Raw genomic sequence first — 15920 nt, 5'->3', positions numbered from 1 at the left:
TAAGGAGGGATTATTTTGTCAATGGTTTATCCACACATTAGCACGTCAGCAGACCTGCTGAAGAGTACGGTGCGCCTTGATGAACTATTCCCTTTTCTGAAAGAACAGGGGACAGTTGCTGTCGCCATCGTCAACTCTAAATTATATGGCATCCTCCCTTTCTGGGAAGCATGTCATTCGGCCGGCATCCATGGGGTGATCGGCTTTTCGGCTTTCATCGAATTTGAAGGCCAGCATTATCCAGTCGTGCTGTATGCCAAAAACAATAAAGGCTACGGCAACCTGTTGAAAATTTCCAGTGCGCTTGCGACACGCAAAAGGGAAGCGATACCCGAGCAATGGCTGAACGCTTATAAAGACGGTTTGATCTGTGTGATTCCGGACTCGCTGGAGTGGACGCTGACGGACCGCCGGGCAGCCTTCGATTATATTTTCACTGCTTTTGGCGGGCATACTTACGGCAGCGTGCAGCGCCCGGGAGGAAGAACATCCGGCAGTGAGCAGATTTTCCTGGAAGCCTGTGAACGCCTCGACATCCCGGTCATCGCAACACAGGACGTCCGCTACCTGAAAAAGGACAATGCCTTTGCCTATGAAGTGGCTTCCGCAATCGGGCAGGGATTGAAGTTATCGGACGATCAAAGAAAGCGCCCTGATCATGACGATGCTTATGCACCGACAGCAGAAGAAATGAAGATTTGGTTTCAGGATCATCCTGAATGGCTGATGAGGGCCAGTGACATGCTGATGAGCTGCCAAGTGAGCATCCAGACCCATCGCCAGCTGCTTCCGGTATTTCCTTTAGCGGCAGAAATCGATAAAGCGGAATACATAAGAAAGTTATGCATGGATGGACTGGAAGGCAGGCTAGGCCACAGCAAGATTACAAGGGCATATATGGAGCGTCTGGACTATGAACTGGGTGTCATCGGAACGATGGGCTATATCGATTATTTTCTGATCGTCTCGGATTTCATGAAGTATGCACGGAATGAAGGGATCATGACCGGTCCTGGACGCGGATCTTCCGCCAGCTCACTTGTTGCCTTTTCACTCCATATCACCGATGTGGATCCGCTGGCACACGGCCTCTTATTCGAGCGGTTCCTGAATCCCGAGCGGATAACATTGCCTGATATCGATATCGATTTTGCGGATCACCGAAGACAGGAAGTCGTCGATTATGTCGCCAGAAAATACGGTCAGGCAAGAACCGCCCAGATCATTACGTTCGGTACGCTGTCAGCCAAAGCTGTGGCAAGGGACACTGCGCGCGTTTTCGGTTTTGAAAATGAAGACCTGGAGGCGATTTCCAAGTTTATTCCTTCCCGGCCCGGTACGACACTCCGTTCAGCCCTAAAAGGGAATGCCGCTTTCAATGACTGGATCATCGAAAAGGAAGAACGCAAGCACTGGTTCAAAACGGCAATCCAATTGGAAGGATTGCCGCGGCATGCTTCAACACATGCAGCCGGTGTCATTTTAAGTCCGACTTCTTTGGTTGACTATGTTCCGATTGAAGAAGGCAATGAAGGGATTTACCTGACGCAATGGCCGATGGGGGATCTTGAAGCGATCGGTTTGCTAAAAATGGATTTCCTGGGTCTGCGCAATTTGACGATATTGGAACAGATTCGCCGTTTGCTCGCAAAAGGGACCGGTAAAACGATCGATTACCGGAAACTGCCGCTGGACGATGCCAAAACGTATAAATTACTGGCTGCCGGTGACAGTTCCGGCGTCTTTCAATTGGAATCGGACGGCATGAGAGGGGCTCTGAGACAGATACAGCCTACGGGATTCGGTGACATCGTCGCGGTCAACGCATTGTTCAGACCCGGTCCGATGGAATTCATCCCGTTATATGCCAAAAGAAAACATAAAAAAGAAGCCGTCCATTATGTGCATCCGATTCTTGAACCGATTCTTAAGGAAACATATGGCGTAATCGTCTATCAGGAACAGATTATGCAGATCGCCGCTCAAATGGCCGGTTTTACGCTGGGGCAGGCTGATATCCTAAGGCGCGCAGTCAGCAAAAAGAACCGGGTGATATTGGATCAGGAACGAACGCATTTCGTTCAAGGGGCGAGAAGGAAGAATTTTACGGAGCGTGAAGCGACAGAGGTCTATGATCTGATCGTCCGTTTTGCCGATTATGGTTTTCCGAAAAGCCATGCGGTGGCCTATAGCATGATTTCCTACCAGCTCGCCTACATGAAAGCTAATTACCCTGTTTATTTTTATGCTGCGATGCTCAGCAATTCCGCCGGCAACACTGAAAAGACAAAACAGCTGCTGCAGGAAATAAAAGAAAAGAATATCGCCATTTTGCCTCCATCTGTGCAGCAAAGCGGCCATTCATTTTCAATAGAAGAAGGTAAATTGCGGATTGGCCTCAATGCGGTAAAAGGCGTACCTGGTACTGCGATCAAGGCTTTATTGGAGACCCGCACCCAACATGGGCCGTTCACCAGCCTGTTCAATATTGCGGAACGGATTTCGGCGATCCATTTTACAAGAAAAGCATTTGAACCCTTGATCAAAGCGGGTGCCCTGGATGGTTTCGGGTATGACCGCGGAGTGCTGCTCGCTTCACTCGACAGCGCAGTCAAGCATGCGGAACTTGTGAAACCGGACGACGAACCCGGATTGTTCGATGATATGGGCGCAAGCTTCATGAAGCCGAAATATACAAAAGCATCTCCGATCCCTGAAAATCTGAAATTGGATTTTGAAATGGAAGTACTCGGTTTCTATCTTTCCACCCATCCGGTTGAACGGGAGAAAGAACAGCGCCAGAAGAAATTTGACGCTGTAAAATCGTTGAAGTTTAAACGGGATAAGGAACGGGTGTCCTTGCTTGGCATGGTCGAAGAGATCAAAAGGATCCGGACGAAAAAAGGGGATGCCATGGCTTTCGTCACCCTGCAGGACGATACAGGCCCTGCATCACTTACGCTTTTTCCGGAAGAATATGCCAAATATAATGCGCTGCTGAACGAACACGCGATCATCGAAGTGCAGGGAACCATCGAAAACCGGAATAACCGCACCTCGGTTATTTGTAAAACTATTAACTTGTGATAGGCGATATAGAAAACCGATATTGCACAAAACAGCTTCGAAGATCCGGCCGACGCCTGCGAGGCCGGATCTTTGCGACGAAGTGCGCAGCACTGGTGGAGCACGGTTCTTGAAGCTGTGCTTTTTCAAAGAGATTAGTCTCGCTGTTTTGCTCCATATCTCAGTTTGCTTTCTATAAAGGAACATGTGTTTAAGTTCTTTTAGAGTGAGATTCTATTTTCCTTTTTGTAGCGCACTAGAATGAAGAGGAAGGCGGCGACTCCTGCGGGAAAAAGAGCGTGTCCTGAGACCCCTCAGGGAGCGCAGCGACTGAGGAAGCTTAGGCCGCTCCCCGCGGAAAGCGTCCGCCTAAAGCGCAATGATTAGCGAAATTGATATAATCTCAGCAATACAAAACTGCTTTTCCAACCGGAAAAGCAGTTTTTGCTTTACGTGGGCAGAATTTTTTTGTATTGTTAGAACATAAGTGGTCAGACCACTTTCAAAAAAATGGGAACAGAGGTCAGTTATGAATCAACCAAAACGATATTTGGACATAGTCCTGGACATACGAAAAATGATCAACCAGGAGAATATCAGGCCTGGTGACAGGATTCCTTCCGAACGGGAACTGGCTGAACGTTTGAAAGTCGGCCGGTCGACAATCAGGGAAGCCCTTCGCAGTCTAGAATTGCTTGGATTGATAGAAACCCGGCGCGGAGAAGGCACATTTCTGTCAGATCATCGTAACCATCAATTGGTGGAAGTGCTGTCGACATTCATCCTCCAGGATAATCAGTCACAGGAGGATGTCCAGGAGACACGCAAGATTCATGAGCTTTCCGCGATCCGCTCGATTTGCCAAAATGATGCCACCAGCCAACTGTCCGTGTGGGACAGTTTTTCCAAGTGTCTCACTGACGAAGAAGGATTTCTCCGTTCAGACTTCATCCGGGAGCTGATGGTGTTATCCGGCAACCGTTTATCCCTTAAAATCTGGATTCTGCTGGAACAATACAGCGGGCACCCCTATAAAGGAAGAATTTCTTCAGATGAAACGATGATGATCAAAAATATACTGGCTGCAATCAGGCAGCAGGACGCTGACAAAGCCGCTGCCGCTTTAACTGGCTGGATTGATTGGCTGCAAAAGGAGAATGAGGAAAATGACCATAATTCGTGATATATTCAAACGCAACAGAGAACGGAATGACCCGACGATCCCTTCAAAGGAAGCGAAAGATGTACCTGAAGGCCTGATGTGCAAATGCCCGGAATGCAAAACCATCGTCTTGACCAAAGAAATGGCCAAGCTCCAGAAAGTCTGTCCGAAATGTGACCATCACTGCAAAATGACTGCACATGAGCGCGTCGACAGTTTAATGGATGAAGGTTCATTCGAATCGATCGATGATCATTTGAAAAGTTCAAATCCGCTCGGCTTCCCGGGATATACCGAAAAAGTCGAAGCTGACAGTGAAAAGACAGGTCTGAATGAAGCTGTATTGACAGGCAAAGGAACAATCAATGGGCAGGCTGTTGTAGCCGCCATCATGGATTCGCATTTCAGGATGGGATCGATGGGTTCTGTAGTCGGTGAGAAGATCACCCGTGCTGTAGAAAAAGCGACAGCCGAAAAACTGCCGTTCATCATCTTCACTGCGAGTGGAGGGGCGCGTATGCAGGAAGGTGTCTTATCCTTGATGCAAATGGCTAAGACAAGTGTGGCATTGAAGCGCCACAGCAATGAAGGGCTATTATTCATCTCGATCCTGACTCATCCTACGACCGGAGGAGTTTCGGCAAGTTTTGCGTCGGTCGGGGATATCAATATCGCGGAGCCGAAAGCGCTGATCGGTTTTGCAGGACGCCGTGTCATCGAGCAGACTGTGCGCGAAAAATTGCCGGAAGATTTCCAGACTGCAGAATTTCTATTGGCACATGGACAGCTGGATGCGGTAGTGCATCGCCATAAGATGCGCGACACCTTATCAACATTGATCAAGCTGCATACGAAAGGAGCTGTCGCACGTGGCTAAAAAAGTGCAGAAGACGATGCCGTTCGAAGAACCGCTGATTCAGCTCCGCAAGAAAATCGGAGAGTTAAGAGAATACACGGAGAACGCAGAAGTGGATTTGAGTGCTGAGATTTCCAGCCTGGAATCACGGCTTGAAAAACTGGAAACTGATATTTATGAAGACATGAAACCCTGGGATCGTGTGCAGGTGGCGCGCCATCCAAACCGTCCGACGACGCTGGATTATATTCCTCTTCTATTCGAGGATTTCATCGAATTGCATGGCGACCGGCTCTACGGCGATGATGAAGCCATTGTCGGCGGCATCGCCATGTTCAACGGACAGCCTGTGACCGTGATCGGACATCAGCGCGGCAAGGATACGAAAGAAAATGTGCGGCGCAATTTCGGCATGCCGCATCCTGAAGGCTACCGAAAATCATTGCGTCTTATGAAACAGGCGGAAAAATTCAATCGTCCGATCATCTGCCTGATCGATACGAAAGGTGCCTATCCGGGGAAAGCGGCAGAAGAGCGCGGACAAAGCGAAGCGATTGCCCGTAATCTGGTGGAGATGGCCGGCCTGGAAGTTCCCGTTATTTCAATCGTCATCGGTGAAGGCGGAAGCGGCGGAGCCTTGGCTCTTGGAGTCGGCAACCATATCCTGATGCTGGAGAACTCGACATTTTCGGTGATCTCTCCGGAAGGGGCAGCTTCCATCCTTTGGAAAGATGCTGCACTGGCCCAAACGGCTGCTGAAGCGATGAAAATCACTGCGCCGGATCTATTGGAAATGGGCATCATCGAGCGCATCATTCCGGAAATCCGCGGCGGAGCTCATCACGATCCAGTAAAGCAGGCTGAATTCCTGTCTTCTGCAATCTCACAGTCGCTGGATGAATTGAATCCGATGAGTGGGGAATCATTGATCGATCAGCGATATGATAAATTCAAGGGCATTGGCGTATTTACAGAATAGAACCGCTTCGGCGGTTTTTTCTGTTTGCTGAATAAATTGCAGTGAAGAGTCCCCGAATCAGGGGAAGCGAACTGACAGCAAAGCCGTTATCGTGGTAAAGTGATTAAAGTATCAGTAAGGCAGGAGGCAGGATTTATGAAGCGAATTGGAGTCTTGACAAGTGGCGGTGACTCGCCTGGCATGAACGCGGCAGTTCGGGCGGTCGTGCGGAAAGCGATCTTTCAGGGAGTAGAAGTTTACGGCATCTATTACGGATACCAAGGTTTATTGGCAGGGAATATCGAAAAGCTTGAAGCCGGTGATGTGGGTGACATTATTCAGCGGGGCGGCACTAAATTGTATTCAGCCAGATGCGCTGAGTTCAAAACGGAGGAAGGCCAGGAAAAAGCCATTAAACAATTAAAAGAGCATGGCATCGAAGGTCTGGTTGTAATTGGCGGAGATGGCTCCTATCAGGGAGCGATGGCGCTGACGAAAAAAGGATTCCCTTGTGTGGGTGTGCCGGGGACGATCGACAATGATATTCCGGGTACGGATTATACGATCGGCTTTGATACGGCATTGAACACAATTATAGAAGCGATCGATAAAATCCGTGATACTGCAACAAGCCATGAGCGGACGTTCATCATCGAAGTGATGGGCCGTGATGCAGGCGACCTCGCCTTATGGGCAGGACTCGCCGGCGGTGCAGAAACCATCCTGATCCCGGAAGTGGATTTTGATATGGAAGATATGATCGACCGTTTGCAAAAAGGGAAAAAGCGCGGTAAGAAGCATAGTATCATCATCGTAGCCGAAGGTGTCATGAGCGCCAATGAACTTGCTGGAAAAATCGAAGGCAAAATCGATCTGGAAACGAGAGTATCAGTGCTCGGCCACATCCAACGAGGCGGGACGCCGACTGGCCGCGACCGGGTGCTCGGAAGTTTGTTCGGCGCACGTGCCGTGGAAGTCCTTCTGGATGGACCAGGCGGGCGGGCTATTGGCATGAGAAATCATCAAGTGGTAGACTATGATATGACAAAAGCATTTACGGACGAACATATCACCGATATGAGTTTGTACTCTTTATCAAAAGAATTATCAATTTAAAAGTTAAATGGAGTGAGTCAATTGAGAAAAACCAAGATCGTTTGTACCATAGGACCGGCGAGTGAATCACCGGAATTACTTGAATCCCTTATTGAAGCGGGCATGAATGTGGCACGCCTGAATTTTTCGCACGGCAACCATGAGGAACATGCCTTACGCATCAAGCGTATCCGGGAAGCTTCTGAAAAAACCGGCAAAATAGTAGGAATCCTTTTGGATACAAAAGGCCCTGAAATCAGAACACACCAAATGGAAAATGATGCAATTGAATTGGTTACAAACCAAAAGATTGCCATTTCAATGACAGAAGTGCTGGGTACAGCCGAAAAATTCTCAATTACTTACGAACAGCTGATTGAAGATGTCCAGGAAGGTTCAATCATTCTTCTGGATGACGGCTTGATTGAATTGCGTGTGGAATCTCTTGATAAAGAAAATGGCCTGATCCATACAGTTGTTGAAAACGCCGGCACGCTGAAAAGCAAAAAAGGCGTCAACGTCCCTGGTGTATCTGTTCAATTGCCGGGCATCACTGAAAAGGATGCTGCTGATATCCTGTTCGGAATCAGCCAAGGTGTTGACTTTGTTGCGGCTTCTTTCGTCAGAAGATCGTCGGATGTTATGGAAATCCGTGAACTTCTCGAAAAGAATGGCGGCTCACATATCCAGATCATCCCTAAAATCGAAAATCAGGAAGGCGTCGATAACATTGATGAAATCATCACAGTATCGGACGGCCTGATGGTCGCGCGGGGAGATCTGGGTGTGGAAATTCCGGCAGAAGAAGTTCCGCTTGTTCAAAAATCCCTTATCGAGAAATGCAACAGCGCAGGAAAACCGGTCATTACGGCGACACAAATGCTGGATTCGATGCAGCGTAATCCGCGTCCGACACGTGCTGAAGCAAGTGACGTGGCAAATGCGATTTTTGACGGTACAGATGCGATCATGCTGTCAGGTGAAACGGCTGCAGGGATCTATCCTGTCGAGTCAGTCGAAACGATGCACCGTATAGCCTTAACGACGGAATCTGCCCTGAATTATAAACAGATTGTTTCCCATAGAAGAAAAGATAAAGAGGCCAATATGACTGAAGCGATCGGACAGGCAGTCGTTTATACGGCTATTAACCTGAAAGTGAAAGCGATCATCGCCCCGACTGAAAGCGGCACAACTGCTAAGATGATTTCTAAATACCGTCCGGAGTCCCCGGTCATTGCAGTGACTTCATCTGAATATGCAGCGAAAAAATTGACGCTTGTATGGGGAGTTCAGCCGATTGTCGGCGCGCCGGTTCATTCAACGGATGAAGTATTTGCAACAGCAGTGGAAGAAAGCTTGAAACATGAGTATGTCGACCACGGTGATTTGGTTGTCATTACTGCCGGGGTTCCTGTCGGCAAGGCAGGCACGACGAACCTGATGAAAGTCCATGTCATCGGTGATATCGCTGCCAAAGGGCAAGGGATCGGCAAGATGGTCGCTTACGGAGAATCGCTTGTCGTTAAGACTGCTGCGGAAGCGAACGCTGTCGATACCGAAGGCAAAATCATCGTAACGATCGGATCGGACCGCGAAATGATGCCGGCTATCGAAAAATGCGCCGGACTGATCACGGAAGAAGGCGGACTGACAAGCCATGCGGCTGTTGTCGGATTGAGCCTCGGAATTCCGGTGATCGTCGGTGTCGAAAACGCCACAAGCCTTATCAAGAATAATGAAGACGTAACAATCGATGCAGAAACAGGCGTCGTTTATCATGGCCATGCAAGTGTTCTCTAAGATCCAAGCAGGGGGTGACGTATCCATATGAAATGGCTGATTTTAATCTTGATCGCGGTGCCGGCTCTGGAACTTGCTTTGCTGATCTGGGCTGCCAATAATATCGGCGTCCTCCTAACAGTGGGGATGATCATAGCTACCGGTGTGCTCGGCGCTTTCCTTGCCAAAAAACAGGGAATGAGGGCGATCGGCGATATCCAGAAAGCAATGGCGAATTTTGAGCCGCCGGGTGAAAATCTGCTGAATGCCGCATTTGTCCTGGTGGGCGGCGTTTTGCTGCTGACGCCAGGTTTTATCTCCGATGCAGTCGGTTTCAGCATGTTGTTTACACCGACGCAAAAGATTTACAAGCCACTTGTCCATCGATTTATACACAAAAAAATGAAAAATACTCGGGTAATTGTTAGTTAACCCGAGTATTTTTATTGATTTTTACAGTTAAGTTACAAAAAACAAGCGTTTTCATTCACAAACCCGTCATTATTGATTATAATGGACAGGGTAAGAAACTTATCAGAGTTTCATAAATGCAGATGAGACATCATTCTGCCTTTTTTTGTGGGATGATGAATTATACTGAAAGAAGGAGCGAATTTAATGACATCGTCAAAAGGTTTAGAAGGTGTAGTAGCTACACAATCCGCCATCAGTTCTATTATTGATGACACGCTTACATACGTTGGCTACAATATCGATGATCTGGCGGACAACGCCAGCTTTGAAGAAGTGATTTACCTATTGTGGCATCAACGTTTGCCGAAAGCTGACGAACTTGCTGAATTGAAACAGCAATTGGCAGAAAACATGTCAGTTCCTCAAGCTGTTTTGGAGCACTTCAAAACATATGACATCAAAAACGTCCATCCGATGGCTGCTCTACGCACAGCAGTTTCCATGCTTGGCCTGTTCGATGAAGAAGCTGAAGAGATGAACCCTGAAGCAAACTATCGCAAAGCGATCCGCCTGCAGGCTAAAATTTCGACTTTGGTAACGGCATTTGCTCGCGTTCGCAACGGTCAAGAACCGGTTGAACCGAAAAAAGATTTGAGCTTTGCTGCTAACTTCCTTTATATGCTGTCTGGTGAAATGCCTGCAGATATCGAAGAAGAAGCATTCAACAAAGCATTGGTCCTTCACGCTGACCACGAATTGAACGCATCAACATTCACTGCACGTGTTGCTGTTGCAACTCTTTCTGATGTTTATTCAGGTATTACTGCTGCGATCGGTGCCCTTAAAGGTCCATTGCACGGTGGAGCCAATGAACAGGTTATGAAGATGCTGACAGAAATCGGTTCAGTGGATAATGTAGAGAGCGTCATCACTGAAAAACTTGCAAACAAAGAAAAAATCATGGGCTTCGGCCACCGTGTATACCGTCAAGGAGATCCTCGTGCGAAGCACTTGCGCGAAATGTCACAGAAATTGACGAAGATCCGCGGCGAAGAAAAATGGTATGAAATGTCGATCAAGATCGATGAAATCGTAACTGGACAGAAAAACCTTCCACCGAACGTGGATTTCTATTCTGCTTCCGTTTACCATTCGCTCAACATCGAACATGACCTGTTCACTCCGATTTTTGCAGTTTCCCGTACTTCCGGCTGGTTGGCTCACATCCTTGAGCAGTATTCAAACAACCGCCTGATCCGTCCGCGTGCTGAATACATCGGACCTGGAATGCAGACTTATGTTCCAGTGAATGAGCGTTAATTAAGAAAAGCGGGACCTATTATATAGAAGCAAAAAAACATAAAGTCGATAGGGCTCACTTCACGTGCAGCCCTATGACTTTGACTACAGGAGGAAATTTAACATGGCTAACGGCGAAAAAATTTCAGTAGAAAACGGCGTATTGAACGTTCCTAACAATGCAGTAATCCCTTTCATCATCGGTGATGGAACTGGACCGGATATCTGGAATGCGGCTTCACGCGTTCTTGAACAAGCGGTAACAAAAGCTTATAACGGCGAAAAATCAATCGTATGGAAAGAAGTTCTTGCTGGTCAAAAAGCATTTGACGAAACTGGCGAATGGCTTCCGGAAGAAACGCTTGAAGTGATCCGTGAGTACTTGATCGCGATCAAAGGACCTCTTACTACACCGATCGGCGGCGGTATCCGTTCACTTAACGTGGCACTTCGCCAGGAATTGGATCTTTACACTTGTCTGCGTCCTGTACGTTATTTCGAAGGTGTACCTTCACCTGTTAAACGCCCTGAAGATACAGACATGGTCATCTTCCGTGAAAACACTGAAGATATCTACGCTGGTATCGAGTACTCAAACGGTTCTGACGAAGTCAAAAAATTGATTTCATTCCTTACTGAAGAAATGGGCGTTAAAAACATCCGTTTCCCTGAATCATCAGGTATCGGGATCAAACCTATTTCTGAAGAAGGAACTAAACGTCTGGTTCGCGCTTCGATCAACTATGCAATCACTGAAGGCCGCAAATCTTTGACACTTGTCCACAAAGGGAACATCATGAAGTTCACTGAAGGAGCTTTCAAAAACTGGGGCTACGAAGTTGCTGAGCAGGAGTTCGGCGATAAAGTCTTCACATGGAACCAGTATGATGCGATCAAAGATGAGCAAGGCACTGAAGCTGCTGACAAAGCGCAAAAAGAAGCTCTTGATTCAGGGAAAATCCTTGTCAAAGATTCAATCGCTGACATCTTCCTTCAGCAGATCCTTACACGTCCAAGCGAGTTCGATGTTGTTGCAACAATGAACTTGAACGGCGACTATATCTCTGATGCACTTGCTGCTCAAGTAGGTGGAATCGGTATCGCTCCTGGAGCGAACATCAACTACGATACTGGACATGCGATCTTCGAAGCGACTCACGGTACAGCTCCGAAATATGCTGGCCTTGATAAAGTGAACCCTTCATCAGTCATCCTTTCAGGCGTCTTGATGCTTGAGCACCTTGGCTGGAACGAAGCGGCGAAATTGATCACGAACTCTATGGAGAAAACAATCGCTTCTAAAGTTGTAACTTACGACTTTGCCCGTCTGATGGACGGCGCTACAGAAGTGAAATGCTCTGAGTTTGCTGACGAATTAATCAAAAATATGTAATTCTAAACAGAGAGGGGATTTTCCCCTCTCTTTTTTTATTTTGCCATTCATCCGGTGCGCCATTGTTTGGGATCGGACCATTAAGGAAATTGTAAACTTGTAAAGGTTCTTTCTATATAGAAGTACAATTATTCAAAAAGGAGAGATTCCATGCTATTCAAACGCAAAAAGATTTCAGTGATCGGTTCCGGTTTTACAGGGGCGACGGCCGCCTTTTTATTGGCGGAAAAAGAATTGGGGGATGTCGTACTGGTCGATATTCCGCAAATGGAAGATCCGGCAAAAGGGAAAGCGCTCGACATGGCGGAAGCTGGACCTGTGCTGGGCTATGATGCGCGCATAACCGGGACAGCGGATTATTCCGATACAAAAGACTCGGATCTCATCATCATTACTGCAGGCATCGCGCGGAAACCTGGGATGAGCAGGGACGACCTCGTTCAGACCAATCAGAAGATCATGAAATCCGTTACGGCAGAAATCGTGGAATATTCACCGGATTCGACGATCCTTGTTTTGACAAATCCGGTTGATGCGATGACTTATACGGTCTATAAAGCATCCGGATTCCCGAAAGAACGGGTTATCGGTCAATCGGGTGTATTGGATTCGGCGCGGTTCCGCACGTTCATTGCCCAGGAATTGAATATCTCTGTAAAAGACATCAGCGGATTCGTCCTCGGCGGGCATGGGGACGACATGGTGCCGCTTGTCCGTTATTCCTATGCTGGCGGAATTCCGCTGAACACGCTGATATCCAAGGAGCGGCTGGAGGAAATTGTGGAACGCACACGTAAAGGGGGAGCCGAAATCGTCAATCTTCTCGGGAACGGGTCCGCATATTATGCCCCGGCGGCTTCGCTTGTGGAGATGGCCGAAGCGGTCATCAAAGATCAGCGGCGCATCCTGCCGGCAATCGCCTATCTTGAAGGCGAATACGGGATGAACGGTATCTATCTGGGTGTCCCGACAATTCTGGGAGCTGGCGGCATCGAAAAAATCATTGAAATTGAATTGAATGAAGAAGAGAAGGCGCTGCTCGACCAGTCAGCCGCATCCGTAAAAGCTGTCATGAAAGTTTTGACTTGATAAAAGATCACAGCCGGACAGTGTGGCTGTCCGGCATACATATTCAGCGGCTTTGCTTTTCATTGCTTAATTGATATGATTGAATCATTAAGACCACAGGGGGGAAATTGATGCTACTCGGAAAGAAACGTAAATTGGGGCGGAAGATCGAGGATATGGCCGTCGGGGAAAAACTGAAGCTGACAGAAAATATCGAGGATAAAGATCTTCTTTTGTATCTAGGCTTGACGAATGACGGCAATCCTTTGTATATTCAACATGATTTCGCTTCACAGACCAAATTCGAAAAACCTGTTGTGCCGACAGCGATGCTGACGGGGATCATTACATCAGCAGTATCAAAATATCTGCCTGGCCCGGGTTCCTATATTACTGAACAGCATCTGAAATTCAAAAAACCCGTTTATCATTACGCGACAATCGAATTTCTTCTCGAAGTCACCGACATCAATCTGTCATCCAATGAAGTGACTGTCCGTGTAGAAGCGGCAGATGAATCGGGTGACCTGGTGCTTGAAGGCGAATTGGTCGCCAATCCGCCGCAAGTGCTGAACAGGCTTACCACGGAAGCAATGGATAATTTCTGATTGGTTTGAAATGGGGGTTTCAAACTGAATGTGGAGGCTGTTAAATGCAGAAGAAAATACTAATCATAGAAGATGAACAATCCATCGCAACTTTATTGTCCTATAATCTGACGCAAGCCGGATATGAAACGGTCATTGCCAATGACGGCAAGGAAGGCTACGAGCTCGCACTCAGCGAAAAGCCGTCCCTTATCGTACTTGATCTCATGCTGCCTTCAATGGACGGGGTGGAGATCTGCAAAGAATTGCGCATACAAAAAGTCAGCACGCCAATCATCATGCTGACAGCCAAAGACGACGAGTTCGACAAAGTACTGGGCCTGGAGCTCGGAGCGGATGACTACATGACGAAACCGTTCAGTCCGCGGGAAGTAGTAGCCCGGATCAAAGCCGTTCTCAGAAGGTCGGAAGGGACGCGGGTGAACAAGGACGACCCGGCATCATCCGAGATCAAATCGGGTGAATTGAAAGTCTATCCAGATCGTTATGAAGCCTTCATGCGGGATGAACAACTGGAATTCACACCGAAAGAATTCGAACTGCTTGTCTATTTGATGGAAAATAAAAATCGAGTGCTGACACGCGACCAATTATTGAGTGCCGTGTGGAAATACGATTTTGCAGGGGACACGAGGATTGTGGATGTCCATATCAGCCATTTACGGGAAAAAATTGAAGAAAACAGCCGAAAACCTGTTTTCATTAAAACAATCCGTGGGCTGGGATATAAATTCGAGGAGCCCAAAGCGGTATGAGACCATTCCGGCAGCGGCTGCTGAGCAATTTTTTTATTTGGCTGGCAACTCTCCTGGTCGGACTGTATATCATTGTGACGCAATTATTCCCCCTTTATCAGAGTTCAGCTGATCTGGTTGAATTTTGGGTGATGACGGCGATCGCTTTTTTGGTGGTATTCTTCATTGCAGCGGCAATCGGTTACCGGATCATCAAAGTCCACCTCGCGCCGATCGATAACATAACCGAAACGGCGCAGGAACTCGTGAAAGGCAATTACCGGGCCCGGGCGTATGAAGAATCTGCAGAAGGTTCAGTGCCGCTCAGTTCAACGATCAATGTCCTGGCGCGCAGCCTTCAGGAAGTGACTGCTGTCCGTGAGATGGAAGAAGAACGCTTGAAAACACTGATCGAAACAATGGGCAGCGGCTTGATCATGATAGACCGGCAAGGCAAGATTTCTTTATCCAATAAATATTTTCAGGATGAATTTGAATTGAGGAGCGAAGAACTGATCGGCAAGTTTTACGGTTTGCTGCCGATTCCGGATACTTTGGCCAGTTTCATCGAGAAGGTTTTCATGACGGAGACGCCTGCGAGGGAACAACTGCATTATCAGGTGGGCATCAATTCCCGTTCACTGGAAGTTTACGGTGCGCCTGTCATCGGGAAGCATGATGCCTGGCTTGGAATCGTCATCGTCCTTCATGATATTACGGAGCTGAAACGCCTCGAGCAGATCAGAAAAGATTTCGTCGCAAACGTGTCGCATGAACTGCGGACCCCTGTGACATCCTTGAAAGGATTTTCCGAGACGCTGATCGATGGAGCGTATAAAGATGAATCCACCTTACTTTCTTTTCTTGAAATCATCCTGACGGAAACCAACCGCTTGGAGAGGCTGATCGAAGAGCTTCTGGAATTATCGAGGGTTGAACAAAGCGGATTCGAAGTGGATGCGCAGCCTTCGGACATGAAGGCGGTAATAGAATATGCGATCGAATTGGTCCAGCCGGGCATCGAGGAAAAGAACATGCAGCTGCAAACATTTTTGGAGCCCTTGACGGTAAAAGGTGACGCCAATCGTCTTGTTCAGATCCTGATGAACCTGCTGAGCAATGCCATCGCCTATTCAGCTGCAGAAAAAACGATCACGATCTCCCTTTATCAGAAAAAGAATTATGCAGTCATTGATGTGGCGGATGAAGGCATCGGCATCGGACCCAATGAGTTGAATCGCCTTTTCGAGCGTTTTTACCGTGTCGACAAGGCACGCAGCCGAAATTCAGGCGGGACGGGGCTTGGCCTTTCGATCGTGAAGCATCTGGTGGAAGCACATCACGGCAAAATCGAAGTGAAGAGCACTCCGGGAGCCGGCAGCGTCTTCACCATCTATCTGCCGCTCGCTGATTAATTTTCAATGGATTTCAAAAATTTACATCAGTTTAATACTGGCTTTACATAAGGGTGGTATCTTTTAATGG

General features: G+C 47.7%; 13 protein-coding genes. All 13 read left to right on the top strand.

The features are described from left to right. Nucleotides 1-21 precede the first annotated feature (21 nt). Nucleotides 22-3087: a DNA polymerase III subunit alpha gene (dnaE, locus tag IQ294_RS06625; RefSeq protein WP_238942703.1), complete on the top strand. Its 3066-nt coding sequence runs from the start codon at nt 22-24 to the stop codon at nt 3085-3087. Between the two features lie 508 nt (nt 3088-3595). Next, complete coding sequence (locus tag IQ294_RS06620) at nt 3596-4249, top strand: FadR/GntR family transcriptional regulator (RefSeq protein WP_203333212.1); 654 nt, start codon at nt 3596-3598, stop codon at nt 4247-4249. After that, on the top strand, nt 4233-5105 hold the full coding sequence (gene accD, locus IQ294_RS06615; protein ID WP_203333211.1) for an acetyl-CoA carboxylase, carboxyltransferase subunit beta: 873 nt from the start codon (nt 4233-4235) through the stop codon (nt 5103-5105). Before IQ294_RS06620 ends, accD begins: the two co-directional genes overlap by 17 nt. A gap of 4 nt (nt 5106-5109) precedes the next feature. After that, nucleotides 5110-6063, top strand: coding sequence for an acetyl-CoA carboxylase carboxyltransferase subunit alpha (locus IQ294_RS06610; RefSeq protein ID WP_203333336.1), 954 nt, complete (start codon nt 5110-5112; stop codon nt 6061-6063). Between the two features lie 135 nt (nt 6064-6198). Beyond that, complete coding sequence (gene pfkA / locus IQ294_RS06605; RefSeq protein ID WP_203333210.1) at nt 6199-7158, top strand: 6-phosphofructokinase; 960 nt, start codon at nt 6199-6201, stop codon at nt 7156-7158. A gap of 21 nt (nt 7159-7179) precedes the next feature. After that, nucleotides 7180-8940: a pyruvate kinase gene (pyk, locus tag IQ294_RS06600; protein ID WP_203333209.1), complete on the top strand. Its 1761-nt coding sequence runs from the start codon at nt 7180-7182 to the stop codon at nt 8938-8940. Nucleotides 8941-8967: 27 nt separating this feature from the next. After that, nucleotides 8968-9351 (top strand): FxsA family protein, encoded by a 384-nt coding sequence (locus IQ294_RS06595; RefSeq protein WP_203333208.1) that lies wholly within the window; start codon nt 8968-8970, stop codon nt 9349-9351. Nucleotides 9352-9537: 186 nt separating this feature from the next. Next, a complete protein-coding gene (gene citZ, locus IQ294_RS06590; RefSeq protein ID WP_203333207.1) occupies nt 9538-10653 on the top strand; it encodes a citrate synthase in 1116 nt (371 codons plus the stop codon). Between the two features lie 103 nt (nt 10654-10756). After that, on the top strand, nt 10757-12025 hold the full coding sequence (gene icd, locus IQ294_RS06585) for an NADP-dependent isocitrate dehydrogenase (RefSeq protein ID WP_203333206.1): 1269 nt from the start codon (nt 10757-10759) through the stop codon (nt 12023-12025). A 150-nt stretch (nt 12026-12175) separates the two neighbouring features. Next, nucleotides 12176-13114 (top strand): malate dehydrogenase, encoded by a 939-nt coding sequence (gene mdh / locus IQ294_RS06580; protein WP_203333205.1) that lies wholly within the window; start codon nt 12176-12178, stop codon nt 13112-13114. 110 nt (nt 13115-13224) lie between these two features. Next, complete coding sequence (locus IQ294_RS06575; protein WP_203333204.1) at nt 13225-13701, top strand: MaoC/PaaZ C-terminal domain-containing protein; 477 nt, start codon at nt 13225-13227, stop codon at nt 13699-13701. Between the two features lie 44 nt (nt 13702-13745). Next, nucleotides 13746-14456, top strand: a complete 711-nt coding sequence (locus IQ294_RS06570) for a response regulator transcription factor (protein ID WP_203333203.1) — start codon at nt 13746-13748, stop codon at nt 14454-14456. Next, the gene (gene pnpS, locus IQ294_RS06565) at nt 14453-15850 is read left to right on the top strand and encodes a two-component system histidine kinase PnpS (protein WP_203333202.1); all 1398 of its coding nucleotides are present in this window, start codon (nt 14453-14455) and stop codon (nt 15848-15850) included. The genes IQ294_RS06570 and pnpS overlap by 4 nt, the downstream gene beginning before the upstream one ends. The last annotated feature ends 70 nt before the right edge of the window (nt 15851-15920 follow it).

The sequence above is a fragment of the Planococcus beigongshangi genome (genome assembly GCF_016820495.1).
Classification (GTDB): domain Bacteria; phylum Bacillota; class Bacilli; order Bacillales_A; family Planococcaceae; genus Planococcus; species Planococcus beigongshangi.
Note: the sequence above shows the minus strand (reverse complement) of the source record. Positions and strands in the feature narration are given on the sequence as shown.

Excerpts from the sequence above, each read along its gene's own strand:
- dnaE (WP_238942703.1), top strand. The coding sequence starts at position 22 with ATGGTTTATCCACACATTAGCACGTCAGCAGACCTGCTGAAGAGTACG.
- mdh (WP_203333205.1), top strand. The coding sequence starts at position 12,176 with ATGCTATTCAAACGCAAAAAGATTTCAGTGATCGGTTCCGGTTTTACA.
- pnpS (WP_203333202.1), top strand. The coding sequence starts at position 14,453 with ATGAGACCATTCCGGCAGCGGCTGCTGAGCAATTTTTTTATTTGGCTG.
- accD (WP_203333211.1), top strand. The coding sequence starts at position 4,233 with ATGACCATAATTCGTGATATATTCAAACGCAACAGAGAACGGAATGAC.
- IQ294_RS06570 (WP_203333203.1), top strand. The coding sequence starts at position 13,746 with ATGCAGAAGAAAATACTAATCATAGAAGATGAACAATCCATCGCAACT.
- IQ294_RS06575 (WP_203333204.1), top strand. The coding sequence starts at position 13,225 with ATGCTACTCGGAAAGAAACGTAAATTGGGGCGGAAGATCGAGGATATG.
- citZ (WP_203333207.1), top strand. The coding sequence starts at position 9,538 with ATGACATCGTCAAAAGGTTTAGAAGGTGTAGTAGCTACACAATCCGCC.
- IQ294_RS06620 (WP_203333212.1), top strand. The coding sequence starts at position 3,596 with ATGAATCAACCAAAACGATATTTGGACATAGTCCTGGACATACGAAAA.
- IQ294_RS06595 (WP_203333208.1), top strand. The coding sequence starts at position 8,968 with ATGAAATGGCTGATTTTAATCTTGATCGCGGTGCCGGCTCTGGAACTT.
- pfkA (WP_203333210.1), top strand. The coding sequence starts at position 6,199 with ATGAAGCGAATTGGAGTCTTGACAAGTGGCGGTGACTCGCCTGGCATG.
- icd (WP_203333206.1), top strand. The coding sequence starts at position 10,757 with ATGGCTAACGGCGAAAAAATTTCAGTAGAAAACGGCGTATTGAACGTT.